The organism is Streptomyces coeruleoprunus (genome assembly GCF_039542925.1).
GTDB classification, from domain to species: domain Bacteria; phylum Actinomycetota; class Actinomycetes; order Streptomycetales; family Streptomycetaceae; genus Streptomyces; species Streptomyces coeruleoprunus.
Window position 1 is genome coordinate 795,150 of the sequence record NZ_BAABIT010000001.1, and the last position, 16,992, is coordinate 812,141.

Consider the following 16,992-nt stretch of genomic DNA (forward strand, 5'->3'; position numbering starts at 1 on the left):
GCGCCGGGCGGCGGTGAGGGGTGCTGTCGGACCCGTCGTCAGATGGAGACGCCGTGGCTGCGGAGGTAGGCCAGCGGGTCGATGTCCGAGCCGTAGCTCGGGCTGGTGCGGATCTCGAAGTGCAGGTGCGGGCCGGTGGAGTTGCCGGTGGAGCCGGACAGGCCGACCTGCTGGCCGCCGCCGACGGTCTGGCCGGCGGAGACGGAGAGGGAGGAGAGGTGGGCGTACTGCGAGTAGTTGCCATCCGCGTGCTGGATGACGACCTCGTTGCCGTAGGCGCCGCTCCAGCCGGCGGAGACGACGGTGCCGGGGCCGACGGCCTTGACGCTGGTGCCGGAGGAGGCGGCGAAGTCGACGCCGGTGTGGTAACCGGAGGACCACATGGAGCCGGAGGCGCGGTACGGCGTGGTGATGGAGGAGGGGACCGGGGCGGTGAAGCCGGAGCCGCTCGTGGTCGGCGCGGCGGCGGGGGCCGGGGCGGGTGCCTCGGTCTTGGCGGCGGAGCGGGAGGCACGCTTCTCGGTCCGGTTCTCCTTGGCCTTGGCGGCCTTGCCGGAGTTCTTCGCGCCGAGGGTGAGCTTGAGGCCCGGGTGGATGAGCGACGGGTCGTCGCCGATGACCTCGCGGTTGTCCGCGTACAGCTTCTTCCAGCCGCCCTTGACGTTCTTGTTGTGGGCGATCTTGGCGAGGTAGTCGCCGGCGACGACCGTGTACGTGCGCGGCGCGGGCTTGGCGGTCTGCGCGACCTGGGCGGTGACGGACTTCGCGGCGGCCGGGGCCTCGGGGGCGGCGGCGTGGGCGCCGGTCGCACCGAACAGCGGCAGGGCGATGGCGGCGCCACCGGTACCGGCGGCGACGAAACCACGGGTGAGCGAGCGGGACTTGGGACGGCGGTGCTTACCCTTCGCGGGCATGGCGAATTCCTCTCCGTCGCCTGCGAGGTGAGCTGTCGGGTTCGGGCTGGAGAGGCCCGGCCGCGCGGTGCGCGCGGCTTCACCCCAAGCCGTCCGGGAATTCCCGTCGGGCGTTCTACCTGGGTCCCCCGCTCCTGCCACACGTGGGTGGGTGCGTGCGAATTCCGGGCGGCGGCAGGATTCGGCGGTCCGTCCGGATGGATCGTGACCGTAAACGAGTGAGGACGACGGGAACAAGCGACAGGTTTCAGCACCTCATTCATTCCGCGGAATTCACGGGGGAATTGTGGTCACCCTCCGTGGATTACGGATCATGAATTCCGTTGGTGCGCAGGGGATTTCGCTTCGGCCGCCCGCCACGGTCCGTCACGTTTATGACGCTGCTCACGTGCCGGCGCCCATCTCCCTTGCTACCAGGGCACGTTATCCCTTAGCCCCCAATTCGGGCAGAACAGTCATTACGCAATGATCGCCTCACTGGCGGCGCAACCGGATGACCGTGGCATCGAAGTCGCCCCGCAGCCCGGTGACCAAACCGTGGTGAATCAGGACAGATCCCCGATGGAGGGTGCCGGTGTCGAGGCAGGCGTAGTCCGCCGCCGGGTCGAGGCCGCGCAGCCGCAGCGGCGGGGGTGGCTCGCCGTGGTGCTGCGCCTGGAGCAGGGCGAGGACGACGGTGTCGGCGCCCCGCACGTACTGCACGGCGCTCAGTCCGCCGTCCGGTGGGCGCAGCCGGTACAGCTCGCCCAGCTGGACGACGGGCCGGATCTCTTTGTAGAGGTCCACCCAGCGGCGGGCCTCGGCGAGGTCGTCGGCGCTCCACGCCGTGAGGTCCCCGCCGATGCCGAGCACTCCGGCCATGGCACTGACGAAACGGAACCGCAGACTGCTGACGCGTCCGTTGAGCTGGGCGTTCGGGCTGTCCGTGACCCAGGCGGCCATGACCCGGGAGGGGTGGAGCTGACTGAAGCCGTGCTGGATGGCCAGCCGGTCCAGGGGGTCGGTGTTGTCGGAGGTCCACACCTGGTCGGTGCGGGAGAGGATGCCGAGGTCGACCCGGCCGCCGCCGCCCGAGCAGGACTCGAAGGCGACGCCGGGGTGCGCGGCGCGCAGCCGGTCGAGGAGGGCGTAGAGGGCGTGGACGTGCTCGGTCCACAGCCGCTGCGGATACGGGTCGCCCGGCCAGCCGGCGTCCGTGAAGCAGCGGTTGAAGTCCCACTTCACATAGTCGAGGGGCACGCTCGACAGCAGCCCGTCGAGCCGCTCCCACAGGTACTCCTGTACGTCGGTCCGGGCGAGGTTCAGGACGAGCTGGTGGCGGAACTCGGTGCGGGTGCGGCCGGGGTGGTGCTGGACCCAGTCGGGGTGGGCGCGGTAGAGGTCGCTGTCCGGGTTGACCATCTCGGGCTCGACCCAGATCCCGAACCGCATCCCGAGGCCGTGGACCGCGTCGGCGAGGGGTTTCAGCCCGTGCGGGAAGCGGTCGCGGTTGGGCGTCCAGTCACCCAGGCCGGCCCGGTCGCTGGTGCGGCGGCCGAACCAGCCGTCGTCGACGACGAACAGCTCGACGCCGAGGTCCGCGGCCCGCCGGGCGAGGGCGAGCTGCTGCTCCTCCGAGATGGCGAACTGCGTGGCCTCCCACGAGTTGTAGAGCACCGGCCGCGGCGTGTGCGCGTCCGGGATCACCTGGGCGAGCTGCCAGGCGTGCCAGGCGCGGCTGGCCCCGCCGAAGCCGTCGGCGCTCCAGAGCCCGGCGAAGACCGGCGAGGTGTACGACTCGCCCGGCGCGAGCCGTACGAGGCCGGCGTCGTCGTGGCCGGCCCCGCCGGTGATCTGGACCAGCCCGTCGGGCAGCTGCTGGACGGCGATGCGCCAGGACCCGGACCAGCCCAGCGCGCAGCCGTACACCTCTCCGTACTCCTCGGTGGCGCCCTCCGCGTCGAGGGCCACCCAGGGCAGGTGCTGGTGTCCGGTGTGGCCGCGGCGGCTGCCGATGACCTTCTCGCCGTACGTGAGCGGGGCGCGGACGAGCCGGCTCTCGGCGGCCCACCGGCCGTGCAGCTGGGACAGCCGCCAGGCGTCGCGGCGGGGCAGGGTCCAGGTGGCGGCGTCGGCGCGCAGCAGCTCGACGGCGGGGGCGTCGTCGGGGCCGCGGTGGGCGGCGGTGATCCAGCGCTCCACGACGTCGGCGTCGTCGCGCATCCGGTAGTGGAGGGTCAGGTCGAGGGGGCCGTCGAGGAAGCGCAGGCGCAGCTCGTCGCCGTCGGTGGTGGCGCCGCCGAAGTGCCACTCGGTGCCGCGCACGCCTCCGGCGCGTACGGAGAGGGCGGGGCGCGCGAAGCGGGGTCCGCCTTCGACGGGGTACTCCTCGTGCCCGTCGAGCGGCGACTCGAAGGGCCAGGGGTCCGGGAGCGGGGCCCCCGCGAGGGACCGGGCGTCGGCGGCGGTGATGCGGGGCCCCCAGTGGAGGTGGAGCAGCGTGTCGCCGTCGCCCAGGCGCAGGGCGTATCCGCTGGTCGCGCCGGAGAGCAGCCAGATCCGCCCCTCGTCCACCGTCTCGATCATCCCGGCTCCCAGAGTCGCTCAACAACGAACACTTCCGCACATCCTTGAGGCTTCGGCGTGGTGGGGCAAGGGGTCAAGCCCGGACGGGGCAACGGATGTGCGAGCCGTACGGAGATATTTGCCCTCGGCACCGATGTCGTATCGTCGGATCGCGACATCGTCGGCGGCCGTCGCCGACGGCAGACGCGCAAGGAGCGCCCGTGACGCAGCAGCTGCCGCACGTCCCGCCGACCACCGAGCCGGAGCTGACCGGCGTGCGCAACTTCCGCGACGTGGGCGGCCTGCCGACCACGGACGGGCGCCGGGTGCGCCACGGCAGGCTGTTCCGCAGCGGGCACCTCGCGCACGCCACCGAGCAGGACGCGGCGTTCCTGTCCTCCCTCGGGCTGCACACCGTGTTCGACTTCCGCAACGCGGCCGACCAGAGGCTGGAGGGGCCGGACGTCGAGCTGCCCGGCGTGCGGAACGTGAACATCCCGCTCACGGACCCGGCCGACGGCGCCGAGTTCTGGACCATGGTCCGCGACGGCGACATCCGCCAGCTGCGGGACCTCCTCGGCGACGGCAAGGCGGCGGGGCGGATGACGGTCGCGTACCGCGAGATCATCAGGACCCGTACGGCCGAGCACAGCCGCGTGCTGCACGCGATCGCCGAGGACAGCGTCCCGGCCCTGATGCACTGCGCCGCGGGCAAGGACCGCGCGGGTCTCTCCATCGCCGTGGTGCTGCTCGCGGTGGGCGTGGAGCGGGACGCGATCGAGGAGGACTACCTCAAGTCCAACGACCCGCACCGGCGCTACAAGGTCCACCGCAGCGACAACTCGCCGGCCGGGATGGGCCCCGAGGTGATGGAGCTGCTGAGCCCGCTGTTCGAGGCGCGCGCCGACTACCTCGCGACGGCTTACGCGACGATCGAGGAGGTCTGGGGCGGCACCGAGCGGTACCTCACCGAGGGACTGCGGCTGAGCGGCGCCACCCGCGAGCGCCTGCGCGAGCGGCTGCTCCAGGACTGACCCCTCCCGGGCTCCCTACTGGTTCGCCGCGCCCAGGGCGAACAGCAGGTACAGGAAGGCCGCGAAGAGGTGGCCCGCCACGAGGTAGGCGAAGAGCCGCAGGGCGAGTCCGCGCGGAAAGCCGTGGTTGTCCCTGCCGGGGTGCGGGACCTGGCTGTCGGACATGGCTGCCTCCCGGTCAGTGGAGCGCGCCGCGCTCGCCGCCGATGCACAGATCGGCGGCGGCGCTGCGCAGCAGGGTGTGGACGAAGAGCAGCTCGGCCCCGGTGCCGGTGGCCGCGGCGATACGGTGCGGGGTCAGCGAGTCGAAATGGGCGCTGTCCCCGGGGTCGAGGACATGGACGGCGTCGCCCAGGGCGAGCCGGACGCGCCCCGACAGGACGTACAGCCACTCCTCTCCCGGGTGCACCCGCACCTGGTCCGGGCGGGCCGAGTACGGCACCTGGAGGCGCAGGGCCTGCATCGCCCGGCCCGCGCCGCCCGCCTGGTGGTAGGTCCAGCCGTCGGCCCCGACCGGTTCCGGCCGTCCCGCGCGCACGATCGGGTCGCGCTCCGGGGCCGTCTCGCCCAGCAGCTCCGACACGGTCGTACCGTAGACACGGGCCAGCCCGAGCAGCATGGGCAGCGACGGCTGGCGCCGGCCGGTCTCCAGCCGGGACAGATGGGCCGGGGAGAGCCCGGCGCGCCGGGCGGCGGCCTCCAGGGTGAGGCCGCGGCGCCGGCGCAGGGAGCGCAATTGCGGCGCGACGTCCGGCAGATCGCCGGCCGTGTCTCCTGCGGGAGTGGTCATACGACCATTGCGCCAGGAAGTTTCCCGTGGGGCAATTTTCTTGCCCCACAGGCAAAAGATCCGGCTCCGCTCAGCGGTTCGCGACGGCCTGCTTGACCAGGGTGCGCCCGAAGTCCCAGATCAGGCCGCCGCCGCTGTGGGCCTCGTCCATGACGGAGGTGAACGCGGTCATGAACCGGTCGACCTCCGCCTCGCCGATGATCAGCGGCGGGATGAGCTTGATGACCTCCAGCCGGTCGCCGGAGACCTGGGTGAGGATGCGGTGCCGTTGCAGCAGCGGCACGACCACCATCTGCGCGAACAGCCCCTTGCGGGCGGTCTGCAGCATCGTCCAGCGGCTGCGCAGCCCGAGGGACGCGGGCCGGCCGAACTCGATGCCGATCATCAGGCCGCGGCCGCGCACGTCCTGGAGCATCTCGTAGCGGTCGACGAGCGCGGCGAGCCGTGACTTCAGCAGCTCGCCGGTCCTCCGGGCGTTGGCCACCACGCCCTCGTCCTCCAGCACCGCGAGGACGGCGAGCCCGGCCGCCATGGCCTGGGCGTTGGAGCCGAAGCTGGACGAGTGGACGAGGACCCGGTCGATGGACGAGAAGACCTTCTTGAAGATCCAGTCCCGGCCGATCGTGGCACCGACGGGCACGTAGCCGCCGGACAGCGCCTTGGCGACGCACACGAGGTCCGGCTCCACGCCGTCCTCGTACTGGTAGGCGTAGAAGTCGCCGGTCCGGCCGAGACCGGTCTGCACCTCGTCGGCGATGAGCAGCGCCTTGTGCCGGTGCAGCAGTTCCTGCGCGGCGCGCAGGAAGCCGGGCGGCGGGGTGTGCACGCCCTTGCCCTGGATGGGTTCGACGATGAACGCGGCCACGTCCCCGCGCTTGAGCTCGCGCTCCAGTGCGTCGAGGTCGCCGAGTTCGACGGCCGTGTCCGGCAGGAGGGGCGCGAAACCGTCGCGGAAGCAGTTCTCCCCGTTGACGGACAGCGACCCGGTGGTCAGTCCGTGGAAGGCGTGCGCGCAGTAGACGACGCGCGACCGGCCGGTGGCGCAGCGGGCGAACTTCAGGGCCGTCTCCACCGCCTCCGTGCCGCTGTTCCCGAAGAACACCCGGTCCAGGTGCGGCGAGTGCGTGAGCAGCCGCTCCGCGAGGAGCCCGGGCAGGGGTGGGCAGTCGAAGCGGGTGAGGTCGGCCAGGTCGGCGTCCAGCACGTCGTGGAGCGCCTTGCGCACGACGGGGTGGTGGCGGCCGAGGCCCATCACGCCGAAACCGGCCAGCATGTCGAGGTAGTCGTTGCCCTCGTCGTCCCAGAAGTGGGCGCCCTCCGCCCGCTCGTACCTCTTGTCGAAGCCGATGGTGTGCAGCATGCGCGGCAGCTGGTGGTTCAGGTGCCGGGCGTGCAGGTCGTACCGCTCGGAGGCGCGTTCCGAGAGCAGCTTGGCGAGGTCGAACTTGCCGTTCATGCGCGGCTGCCGGAGACGGTCTCGCGGGCGGCGCGCAGCGATTCGCGCAGCGACCCCATGGTGGCGAGGACGGCGGTCGGTTCGTAGCCGCAGTGCGCCATGCAGTTGGCGCAGCGCGGGTCCTTGCCCCGGCCGTACTTCTCCCAGTCCGTCTCCTCGACGAGCTGCCGGTACGTCGGTACGTAGCCGTCGCTCATGAGGTAGCAGGGGCGCTGCCAGCCGAAGAGGGAGTAGTTCGGGATGGCCCACGCCGTGCAGGGGAAGTCCGCCTTGCCCTCGAGGAAGTCGAGGAACAGCGGGGAGTGGTTGAGCCGCCAGCGCCGCCGGTTTCCGCCGGCGAACGCCTTGCGGAACAGCTCGCGGGTCTGTTCCACACCGAGGAAGTGCTCCTGGTCCGGGGCCTTTTCATAGGCATAGGCCGGCGAGATCATCATTTCGTCGACCTTCAGGTCGTCGTTGAGGAAATTCAGTACCTCGATGACGGTCTGCGGGGTGTCGGTGTTGAAGAACGTGGAATTGGTCGTGACCCGGAATCCGCGCCGGCGGGCCTCCTTGATGGCCTCGACGGCCTCGTCGAAGACGCCTTCCTTGGCGACGGACGCGTCATGCCGCTCGCGCAGTCCGTCGATGTGCACGGCGAACGCGAAGTAGCGCGACGGCGTGAAGTCCCCGAGCTTCTTACGGAGGAGCAGCGCGTTCGTGCAGAGGAACACGTACTTGCGCCGGGCCACCAGCTGGCGGACGATCTCGTCGATCTGCGGGTGCATCAGCGGCTCGCCGCCCGCGATGGAGACCATCGGCGCGCCGGACTCCAGGACCGCGCCGACCGCCTGGGCGACCGGCATGCGCTGCTTCAGGACTCCCGCCGGGTGCTGGATCTTTCCGCAGCCCTCGCACTTCAGGTTGCAGGCGTAGAGCGGCTCGAGTTCGACGATGAGGGGGAACTTCTCGCGCTTGCGGAGCTTCTGTTCGAGCAGATAGGTCCCGACCCGGACGGTCTGGCGGAGCGGCATGGCCATCTGGCTCACCTCCTGGGGAGCAGCAACGAACGGTGCCATTCAGAGAAAGCGGGAAGGACGGCACGGAGAACACGGAAAGCCGATATTCCACCGCGGACCGTGCCGATACGGACCAGTTCGTGCTCCGGGGCGTCCACGACCACCCGGACGGCGGCAACCGGGCGGCGCCCGGTGTCCAGGGCGGCGTGCAGGGTCGCCGCCGACTCCATGTCGACGGCGATCGCCCCCGACGCGCCCAGCGCGGTGCGCTCCTGGCCGCGGACGACGTGGTCGGAGCCGATCAGCGGGCCGGTGTGCACCGTCCGGCCCGGCACGGCCCGCAGCACGGCCTCCACCAGCGACGCCGTGGCGGTGCAGGGCGTCGTGCCGTCCGGGCCGCGGGTCTCGTCGGCGACGACGAGGTCGCCCGGGTGCATGCCGGGAGTGAGCCCCGCGCAGAACCCGGACGCGACGACCGCCGCGCCGCGCAGGTCCTCGCGGGCCAGGGCGTCGATGACGGCGCGCCGGGCGCTGACGGGGCCCATGCCGGTGCGCAGCACGGTCACCCGGCCGGCCGCGCCGGGCGCACGGCTCCGCTCGGCCCCGCGGGCGCCGCTGCGCAGGGCGATCCGCTCGATGCCGAGCGCGCAGGCGACGAGCAGCGGCGCGGCCGCCCGGCCGCCCGTCCCGGCCGAGGCGCGCGACCGCGCCGAGGGGCCCACGCCGGCCGAGGGGCCCGTACCGGCGCCGGGGCCGTCCGGTTGCGCCGCCATCAGCCCTCCTTGCCGAAGGAGGGTTCCCCGTGGACGTACCGGCCCAGCGCGGTGAGCGGGAACACCTGCCGGTACAGGTGGTAGTTGATGGAGAAGTCCCACGGGAAGCCGGTGCCGGTGAAGTGGGGCTCGTCCCAGGAGCCGTCCTCGCGCTGGGTGTCGACGAGCCACCGCACGCCGCGTTCCACGCACGGGGTGTCCCCCTCCCCCGCCGCGAGCAGCGCCAGCAGCGCCCACGCGGTCTGAGAGGCGGTGGAGGCGCCACGGCCGACCCAGGCCTCGTCGCGGTACGAGCGCAGGTCCTCGCCCCAGCCGCCGTCGTCGTTCTGCACGGACTGCAGCCAGGCCACGGCCCGCCGGATCGCCGGGTGCGTGAGCGGCAGCCCGGCCGCGGTGAGCGCGGGCACCACGGAGCCGGTGCCGTACACGTGGTTGACGCCCCAGCGGCCGAACCAGGAGCCGCTCGGCTCCTGTTCGTCGAGCAGCCAGGCGATGCCGCGGCGGGTGCGGGGGTCGTGGGAGCGGCCCTCGTGGGCGAGCATCTCCACCACGTGGGCGGTGACATCGGCGGAGGGCGGGTCGACGACCTCGCCGAAGTCGCAGAACGGCAGCCGGTTGGGGAAGGGGCTGGTGTTGTCGGCGTCGAAGGCGCCCCAGGCGCCGTCGCGGCACTGCATGCCGAGGGTCCAGCGGGCGCCGCGCTCGATCGCCGCGTCGACCCGGTCGGGGTCGGGGTGGCGGACCCGGCGCAGCGCGAGGATCACCTCGGCGGTGTCGTCGATGTCGGGGTAGGTGTCGTTGTGGAACTCGAACGCCCAGCCGCCGGGCGGCAGATGGGGCCGGCGCACCGCCCAGTCGCCGGGCCGGACGACCTGCTCGGCGAGCATCCAGTCGGCGGCCTTGACGAGGGCGGGGTGGTCGGGGGGCAGCCCGGCGTCAGCGAGCGCGATGGTGGCCAGGCAGGTGTCCCAGACGGGCGACTGGCACGCCTCGATCATGCGGGAGCCGTCCTCGCGCCAGACGGCGAACCGGTCGAGGGACTCCAGGCCGGCCCGCATGACGGGGTGGCCGAGGTCGTAGCCGAGGAGGCGCAGCGCGATCAGCGAGTAGACGGCAGGGGGCTGGATGCCGCCCCAGCAGCCGTCGTTCTCCTGGCGTTCGACGATCCAGCGGGCGGCGGCGTTCATGGCGGCCCGGCGCAGGCTGCGGGGGGCGACCCTGCGGTAGGCGTGCAGGGCCCGGTCGAGCCGCTGGAACAGGCCTTCCCAGGTGGTGGCGGGGGCGAGGGCACGGGGCGGGGCGGGGCGGCGGGGGTCGGCGTGCAGTTCGTCCAGCGCGAAGGGCGCGGGGCGCACGGGGCGCTTGGCGGAGACGATGGTGAGGGGGACGATCGTCTGGCGGGCCCACTGGCCGAAGTCGTAGATGTTGAGCGGGAACCAGTGCGGCAGGTAGATCAGTTCGGGTGGGAGTTCCGGCAGGTCCTGCCACTTCCACCAGCCGAACAGGGCGAGCCAGATCCGGGTGAAGACCCTGGCCTCCGCCATGCCGCCGCGCTGCCGGATCCAGGCGGCGGCGCGGGCCATGTGCGGGGCGTCGGGCGGGTCCCCGGCCAGCCGGAGCGCCACGTACGCCTCGACGGTGGCGGACAGTTCGCCGGGGCCGCCGTGGAAGGTGGCCCAGGTGCCGTCGTCGCGCTGCTCGCCCCGGATGTACCGGGCGGCGGCCTCCGTCGTGGCCTCGTCCCTGATGCCGAGGAACTCGCGCAGGAGGAGGTCCTCGGCGTCCATGGTGACGTTGGTCTCCAGGTCGCCCTTCCACCAGCCCTCGGCGTCCTGCCGGGCGAGGAGGTGCTGGACGGAGCGCTCCGCGGCGCGACGGGCCGCTTCGCCTACCGCGGGGGCGTCGGGTGGTGCGGTGGTGTCGGTGATTCCGCTGGCCGAGGCGGCCCGGGGCCCCACGGCCCCGGCGCCTGCGCCGGTCGTCGCTGTCATGGCTTCCCCTTCGTGCAGTGGACGTGCTGCTGCGGGTTGGCCGTCGGCCGGTGCCTGGGAGGGCACCGGCCGGCGACTGCGAAGTCATATGCGGGCGGTGGCGAACCTGATAGTGATCATCTCTTCCGTACGACGACGAAGTCGGCGAGCGCGGCGAGCTGCGCCCGCACGCGGGCGGGCATGTCGACCCGGTCGAGGGCCTCGACGGCGATGGCGTGCTGGCGGCGGGCCTCCCGGGAGGTCCACTCGCGGCCGCCGGCCTCCTCGATGAGGGCGGCGCGGGTCGCGAACTCCTCCTCCGAGAACCCGTCCAGGTCCGGGCTCTTGGCGTCGGCGGCGAGCAGCTCGCCCAGCCGCTCGGAGGCCGGGCCGCCGGCGGCGAGCGCGGCGACGACCGGGAGGGACTTCTTGCGCTGGCGCAGGTCGCTCCAGGTCTGCTTGCCGGTGGCCACGGGGTCGCCCCAGATGCCGAGGAGGTCGTCGACGGCCTGGAACGCGAGGCCGAGGTGGTAGCCGTACGCCTCCAGCGCGTCGGCCGTGCGGTCGTCGGCGCCGCCGAGGACGGCGCCGATGGAGGCGGCGCAGGCCAGCAGGGCGCCGGTCTTGTTGCCCTCCATCTCCAGGCACTCCTCGACGGTGACCCGCTCGCGGTGCTCGTAGGAGATGTCCTGGGCCTGGCCGTCGATCAGCTTGCGGGTCGCGGTGGTCAGGCGGCGGGTGGCGCGGCCGGCCTCGACGGTGCCGAGTTCCAGCAGCAGCTCGTTGGCGAGGGCGAAGAGCGCGTCGCCGACGAGGATGGCCTGGGCGGGGCCGTGCACCTTCCACACCGTGTCGCGGTGGCGGCGCTGCTCGTCGCCGTCCATCAGGTCGTCGTGCAGCAGCGAGAAGTTGTGCACCAGCTCCACGGCGACCGCGCCGGGCACGCCCGTCTCGGGCGGCGCGCCGGCGGCCTCGGCCGACAGCAGGGCGAGGGCGGGGCGTACGGCCTTTCCGCCGTCCCCGTCGGCGGGCCGCCCGTGGGCGTCGATCCAGCCGAAGTGGTAGGCGGCGACGGTGTCCATGGGCTGCGCGAGCCGGTCCACCGCCGCGCGCAGGACCGGGGTGGACAGGGTCCGCCCACGCTCCAGCAGCGCGGCGACGTCCGCGGTGTCGACGGCCGGATTCGCCGGGGGCACAGTCGGCACGGTCTCTCCTCTTGTTCCAGTGTTCGCACTCATGCCGCCTCCTCGAGCGGATGTACGTGGGGGCGGCCGAGGGCCGACAGAGCGGCGGAGGCGGCGGTGGATCCGCTGCGCACCGCGCCCTCCATGGTCGCGGGCCAGCCGGTGGCGGTCCACGCGCCGGCCAGGTACAGGCCGGGGGCGTGGGTGCGGGCGCCGGGGCGCAGCCGTCCGACACCGGGCGTGGGGGCGAACGTCGCTGTCCGCTCCCGGGTCACGAAGAAGTCCCGTACGCGGGCGCCGCGCGCGGCCGGCAGGAGCCGCTCCAGCTCCGGCAGGTACCGCTCGCGCAGTGCGGCGACGGGTGCGTCGATCTCGTCCTGGGCGGCCGACTGGGACAGCGCCAGGTACTGGCCGTCCTGGTAGCCGGACGCGTCCGTGCGGTCGAAGACCCACTGGACCGGGGAGCCGAGCGCGGTGAAGAAGGGCCGGCGCAGCACCCGTCGGTCGTACAGGACGTGGATGTTGAGGATCGGCGCGGTGCCGATCCTCAGGAGGCCGCCGGGGTCGTCGAGCGCGCCGGGCGGCAGCAGGTCGTGGGTCTCGCGCTGGGGTACGGCGAGGACGACGGTGTCCGTCTCCAGCGTCTCGCCCGGTACGTCGACGAGCCAGCGTCCGGTCCCGGTGGGGGTCAGGGCCCCGGCCTTGGTGCGCAGCGCGACGCGGACGCCGCGGGCGTCGAGGGCCTTGCGGGCCAAGGTGTCGTGCAGGTGGCCGAGGGGGACGTGGGCCCAGCCGATGTCGGCGGCGCCCGGGTCGGACAGCAGGCCGGTCTTGAAGACCATCGCGGCGAGGCCGAGGGAGGCGTGCGGCGCGGTGGCGTTGAGCGTGGCGACGCCGACCAGGTCCCACAGGGCCTCGACGGCGCGGGGCGACTGGCCGTGGCGGGCGAGCCAGGTGGCGAAGTCGATGCCGTCCAGTGCGGGGTCGGCGGGGTCGAGGCCCTTGAGGGCGAGGGCGGCCCGGCCGACGCCCAGCCGCTCGGCGGGCGACAGGTGCGGGTACGTGGCGAGGCTCGCCGCGAGGTGCAGGGGCACGGGCAGGTTCGAGCGGCGCAGCCGGCCGAGGCGGGGGCCGCGCGGGTGGGCGACGTCCAGGACGGGCACGTCGAGGCGGTCCTGGAGGGGCGCGAGGCGGGCGCCGCCGATCCGGTCGAGGAACCAGCGGTAGGCGGTGCAGCAGCGCAGGTAGACGTGCTGGCCGTTGTCGACGGTGAGGTCGCCGCGGCGGAAGGAGAACGCCAGGCCGCCGAGGCGGGGGCGGCCTTCCAGCAGCGTGACCCGCACTCCGGCGTCGGCGAGCCGCAGTGCGGCGGTGATGCCGGCGAGGCCGCCACCGACGACGACGGCGTCGTGGCCCGGGGACGCGTGGCGGGCGGTCACGGGCGCCTCCTGGCGGTGTGGCGGGAGATGGTGCGGGCGTCGAGGCCGGACAGGCCGCGCACGGCGACGTACGCCTTCTCCCGGCCGGGGAGGGAGACCCGGCCGCGCAGGACGGCCTCGGGGTCGCGCTCGATGCGGTCGAGGAGGCGCCGGTAGATGCCGGCCATGGCGGCGACACAGGCGCCGCTGCGCCGGTCGAGCAGGGGCAGCAGCCGGTAGCCGTCGGCGAACAGGGCGCGGGCGCGGCGTACTTCGTGGTGGACGAGGCCGGTGAAGTCGGCGTCGGCGGGCGGGGTGGCGGTGGCGAAGCCCGCGGAGCAGCCGAACTTGGCGAGGTCCTCGGCGGGCAGGTAGCTGCGGCCGTTGACGGCGTCCTCGCGAAGGTCCCTGAGGATGTTGGTGAGCTGGAGGGCGAGGCCGAGCGTGTCCGCGTACTCGGGGGCGCGTGCGGCGTCGGGCGCGCCGGGCGTCGTACCGAACACGCCGAGCGAGAGCCGGCCGATGGCGCCGGCGACGCACCGGCAGTAGACGCGGAGGTCGTCCCACGTCTCGTACGTCTCGCCGCGCACGTCCATCAGGACGCCGTCGATGAGTTCGTCGAACCCTTCGAGAGGCAGCGGGAAGCGGCGGGCCGCGTCGGAGAGCGCGACGGCCACGGGGTCGGTGTCGTCGTCGGCGACAGTGCCGCTGCGGATCCGGTCGAGGACGTCGCGGGTGGTCCGCAGGCGGCGCTGCTTCTCGTCGGGGCCGAGGCCGCCGTCGCCGATGTCGTCGACGCGCCGCGAGAACGCGTACAGCGCCGACATGGCCTGCCGCTTCTCGGCGGGCAGCAGCCGGATCCCGTAGGCGAAGTTCCGCGCCTGCGTCACGGTGACCGCCTCGCAGTAGCTGTAGGCGGCCTGGACCTGGGCGGGCATCTCCGTCGTCGTCTGCACGGCTCCGCTCACCCCTCTCTACGCGCTGTTCGCCACACCGCCGCCGCCCGGCGCACCAGCCGGGGCTTCGTCGGCCTGGGCGGTCCGGGGAGTACGTCGTGCCCGGCGGCCGCGATCGCGTCGAGGGCGGCGTGCCCCCCGGCCACGAACCCGGCGAGGAGCAGCCGGAGCCTGCCGCGCACGCTCCCCACCAGCGGGGTGCCCTCGTCCAGCAGCAGGCGGGCGCGGCGCACCTCGTGGGCGATGAGCGCGCGGACCGGCGCGCCCGCGGTGGGGCGGGCGAGGTCGTCCTCGGTGACGTGGAAGCGGCGCAGGTCCTCGGCGGGCAGGTAGATCCGGTCGCGGCCCAGGTCCTCGGCGACGTCCTGGAGGTGCTCGACGATCTGGAGGGCGGTGCAGATCGCGTCGGACCGGAGGATCCGCTCCGGGCTCTCGGTGCCGGTGATCGCGAGGACGAGCCGGCCGACGGGGTTGGCGGACAGCTCGCAGTACGCGACGAGGTCGTCGTACGTCTCGTACCGCCGGACGCGCTGGTCCTGGCGGTTGGCCTCGATGAGGCCGAGGAACGGCTCCGGCGTGAGCGCGTGGCGGCGCACGGTGGGCAGCAGGGCGCGCAGCAGCGGGTGGGAGGGGGTGGCCGTGCGGTCGAAGACGAGGCGCAGATCGGCCTCGAAGGCGTCGAGCAGGGCCATCGGGTCGGTCTCGCCGTCGGCCCCGAGGTGGCGGGCGTCGGCGCCGCCGGGCGCGAGGTCGCCGTCGCCGATGTCGTCGACGAGACGGGCGTAGCCGTACACCGCCATGAGGTCGTCGCGCCAGGCGCCGGGCAGGAAGAAGGGGGCCACGGGGAAGTTCTCGTCCGCGGCCTTGCCGAGCGTGGTGCGCGTGGAGGCGTCGGGGCGCACCTGCCGGACAGCCGTCACTGCGGACTGCCCGGCGCCGGGACGGCGGGACGCTCGGGTAGCTGGAGATCTTCCGTCATGGCCGTCACGTCTCCCGTTCTACACTGCCGACCGAATACATCCTATTTCGGACACGCCGCCGGTCCTCCGGAGCTATCGCCGCACATGCCGCGAATCAGAACCGGTCCAGCTTACGTTCTACAACGGCACGGCTCCCCGCCGGGTGCTCCGCGCCGCGCCGCACGGGGGCGGGGCCCTGCCGTGGTCCGGCGGGCCCCGCTGCGGTGCTCGGGCCGCCTCGCGGCGGCGTGCGGCCGGCTACCTGCCGGTCTCCCTCTCGTACTGCCGGAGCACCTCGTCGGTCGGGCCGTCCATGAGCAGCTCGCCCTTCTCCAGCCACAGGACACGGTCGCAGGTGTCGCGGATCGACTTGTTGCTGTGGCTGACGAGGAAGACCGTGCCGGCCTCCTTGCGCAGTTCGCGGATGCGCTGCTCGGAGCGGATCTGGAACTTGCGGTCGCCGGTGGCCAGCGCCTCGTCGATCATCAGGACGTCGTGGTTCTTGGCGGCGGCGATGGCGAACCGGAGGCGCGCGCCCATGCCGGAGGAGTAGGTCCGCATGGGCAGGGTGATGAAGTCGCCCTTCTCGTTGATGCCCGAGAAGTCGACGATGTCCTGGTAGCGCTCCTTGATCTCCTCGCGGGACATGCCCATGGCGAGGCCGCCGAGGATGACGTTGCGCTCGCCGGTCAGGTCGCCCATCAGGGCGGCGTTGACGCCGAGGAGGGAGGGCTGGCCGTCGGTGTAGACGCGGCCCTTCTCGGTGGGCAGCAGTCCGGCGATGGCCCGCAGCAGGGTCGACTTGCCGGAGCCGTTGGTGCCGATGAGGCCGATGGCCTCGCCGCGGTACGCGGTGAAGGAGACGCCGCGCACGGCGTGGACCTTGCGGACGCCGCGGCTCTCGCCCTTCTCGCGGCGGACGATCCGGCTGAGCGCCGCGGTGGCGCTGCCCTTGCCGGCCGAGCCGCCGCCGTTGACGCGGTACACGATGTGCACGTCGTCGGCGATGACGGTGGGCACCCGCGGGCCGTCGGGGCGCGTGTCGTTGATGTCGTCAGCCACGGCCGTACCGCTCCTCAGCCTTCCAGAAGAACACGAACCCGCTGACGCCGATGACGACCGCCCACAGCAGGCCGGCGAGCCACACGTGGTCCGGGAGGTTCGCGGAGTCGTAGCCGTCGATCAGGGCGAAGCGGATGAGGTCCATGTAGATCGCCGCCGGGTTGTACATCAGGATGTCGGCGATCCAGGCCGGCTTGTCCTTCAGCATCACCGGGATGGAGAACATCACGCCCGAGGCGTACATCCAGGTCCGCATGATGAACGGCATCAGCTGGGCCAGGTCGGGCGTCTTGCTGCCGAGCCGGGCCATCATCAGCGCGAGGCCCGTGTTGAACACGAACTGCAGCGTCAGCGCCGGCAGGATGAGCAGCCACGCCGGCGACGGGTAGCTGCCGAACGCCGCCACGATGACGAACAGGACGATCATCGAGTACAGCAGCTGCTGGAGCTGCTGCAGCGCCAGGGAGATGGGCAGCGAGGCGCGCGGGAAGTGCAGCGCCCGCACGAGCCCCAGGTTCCCGGAGATGGACCGCACGCCCGACATCACGGACGTCTGCGTGAACGTGAACACGAACACGCCCGTGACGAGGAACGGGATGTAGACCGTCTTGTCCATGCCGCGGCCCGCGTTGAGGATCAGGCCGAAGATCAGGAAGTAGACGGCGGCGTTCAGCAGCGGGGTCGCCACCTGCCACAGCTGGCCGAGCCTGGCCTGGCTGTACTGGGCCGTGAGCTTCGCCCGCGAGAACGTCAGGATGAAGTGGCGCCGCCCCCACAGCTGCCGGACGTACTCCGCCAGCCCCGGCCGGGCGCCGCTCACCGACAGACCGTACTTGGCGGCCAGCTCGGCCGGGGTCAGTCCGTCGTCCGGGGAGGGCGGGACACTCACGGCGACCACTCGGTCGTGGGTTGTCTCACTCACAGTCGAAACTTT

15 protein-coding genes and 1 riboswitch are annotated in these 16,992 nt (G+C 72.9%); of the genes, 1 reads left to right on the forward strand and 14 read right to left on the reverse strand.

Annotated elements, in window-relative coordinates; translation table 11 throughout:
- Positions 1 to 38 precede the first annotated feature (38 nt).
- Both ABEB09_RS03755 and ABEB09_RS03760 read right to left on the reverse strand, forming a co-directional pair.
- Positions 39 to 914, reverse strand: a complete 876-nt coding sequence (locus ABEB09_RS03755; RefSeq protein WP_345687053.1) for a M23 family metallopeptidase — start codon at positions 912 to 914, stop codon at positions 39 to 41.
- Positions 915 to 918: 4 nt separating this feature from the next.
- A riboswitch (cyclic di-AMP (ydaO/yuaA leader) is annotated at positions 919 to 1,078 on the reverse strand.
- 310 nt (positions 1,079 to 1,388) lie between these two features.
- A complete protein-coding gene (locus tag ABEB09_RS03760; RefSeq protein WP_345687055.1) occupies positions 1,389 to 3,479 on the reverse strand; it encodes an alpha-galactosidase in 2,091 nt (696 codons plus the stop codon).
- 200 nt (positions 3,480 to 3,679) lie between these two features.
- Between ABEB09_RS03760 and ABEB09_RS03765 the strand changes: the two genes are divergently transcribed.
- Positions 3,680 to 4,492 (forward strand): tyrosine-protein phosphatase, encoded by an 813-nt coding sequence (locus ABEB09_RS03765; protein WP_345687057.1) that lies wholly within the window; start codon positions 3,680 to 3,682, stop codon positions 4,490 to 4,492.
- Between the two features lie 15 nt (positions 4,493 to 4,507).
- Here the strand turns inward: ABEB09_RS03765 and ABEB09_RS03770 are convergent, their stop codons facing one another.
- From ABEB09_RS03770 to ABEB09_RS03825, 12 genes are all read right to left on the reverse strand, one after another.
- Positions 4,508 to 4,657: a DUF6126 family protein gene (locus tag ABEB09_RS03770; RefSeq protein ID WP_345687059.1), complete on the reverse strand. Its 150-nt coding sequence runs from the start codon at positions 4,655 to 4,657 to the stop codon at positions 4,508 to 4,510.
- 13 nt (positions 4,658 to 4,670) lie between these two features.
- Positions 4,671 to 5,282: an XRE family transcriptional regulator gene (locus ABEB09_RS03775; RefSeq protein ID WP_345687061.1), complete on the reverse strand. Its 612-nt coding sequence runs from the start codon at positions 5,280 to 5,282 to the stop codon at positions 4,671 to 4,673.
- A gap of 70 nt (positions 5,283 to 5,352) precedes the next feature.
- Positions 5,353 to 6,738 carry an aspartate aminotransferase family protein gene (locus ABEB09_RS03780; protein ID WP_345687063.1) on the reverse strand — a complete coding sequence of 462 codons (1,386 nt, stop codon included), beginning with the start codon at positions 6,736 to 6,738 and terminating at the stop codon, positions 5,353 to 5,355.
- Positions 6,735 to 7,757 carry an adenosyl-hopene transferase HpnH gene (gene hpnH, locus ABEB09_RS03785; protein WP_345687065.1) on the reverse strand — a complete coding sequence of 341 codons (1,023 nt, stop codon included), beginning with the start codon at positions 7,755 to 7,757 and terminating at the stop codon, positions 6,735 to 6,737. The genes ABEB09_RS03780 and hpnH overlap by 4 nt, the downstream gene beginning before the upstream one ends.
- Before the next feature lie 5 nt (positions 7,758 to 7,762).
- Positions 7,763 to 8,509, reverse strand: a complete 747-nt coding sequence (locus tag ABEB09_RS03790) for a phosphorylase family protein (protein WP_345687067.1) — start codon at positions 8,507 to 8,509, stop codon at positions 7,763 to 7,765.
- On the reverse strand, positions 8,509 to 10,500 hold the full coding sequence (shc, locus tag ABEB09_RS03795; RefSeq protein ID WP_345687069.1) for a squalene--hopene cyclase: 1,992 nt from the start codon (positions 10,498 to 10,500) through the stop codon (positions 8,509 to 8,511). The genes ABEB09_RS03790 and shc overlap by 1 nt, the downstream gene beginning before the upstream one ends.
- Positions 10,501 to 10,616: 116 nt before the next feature.
- Positions 10,617 to 11,717, reverse strand: a complete 1,101-nt coding sequence (locus tag ABEB09_RS03800) for a polyprenyl synthetase family protein (protein WP_345687071.1) — start codon at positions 11,715 to 11,717, stop codon at positions 10,617 to 10,619.
- Positions 11,714 to 13,102 (reverse strand): hydroxysqualene dehydroxylase HpnE, encoded by a 1,389-nt coding sequence (hpnE, locus tag ABEB09_RS03805; RefSeq protein WP_345687073.1) that lies wholly within the window; start codon positions 13,100 to 13,102, stop codon positions 11,714 to 11,716. The genes ABEB09_RS03800 and hpnE overlap by 4 nt, the downstream gene beginning before the upstream one ends.
- The gene (gene hpnD / locus ABEB09_RS03810; RefSeq protein WP_345693829.1) at positions 13,099 to 14,019 is read right to left on the reverse strand and encodes a presqualene diphosphate synthase HpnD; all 921 of its coding nucleotides are present in this window, start codon (positions 14,017 to 14,019) and stop codon (positions 13,099 to 13,101) included. The genes hpnE and hpnD overlap by 4 nt, the downstream gene beginning before the upstream one ends.
- A gap of 26 nt (positions 14,020 to 14,045) precedes the next feature.
- Positions 14,046 to 14,957, reverse strand: a complete 912-nt coding sequence (gene hpnC, locus ABEB09_RS03815; protein ID WP_345687075.1) for a squalene synthase HpnC — start codon at positions 14,955 to 14,957, stop codon at positions 14,046 to 14,048.
- Positions 14,958 to 15,254: 297 nt separating this feature from the next.
- Positions 15,255 to 16,058, reverse strand: a complete 804-nt coding sequence (locus ABEB09_RS03820) for an ABC transporter ATP-binding protein (protein ID WP_345687077.1) — start codon at positions 16,056 to 16,058, stop codon at positions 15,255 to 15,257.
- The gene (locus ABEB09_RS03825; RefSeq protein ID WP_345687079.1) at positions 16,051 to 16,980 is read right to left on the reverse strand and encodes an ABC transporter permease; all 930 of its coding nucleotides are present in this window, start codon (positions 16,978 to 16,980) and stop codon (positions 16,051 to 16,053) included. The genes ABEB09_RS03820 and ABEB09_RS03825 overlap by 8 nt, the downstream gene beginning before the upstream one ends.
- Positions 16,981 to 16,992 lie beyond the last annotated feature (12 nt).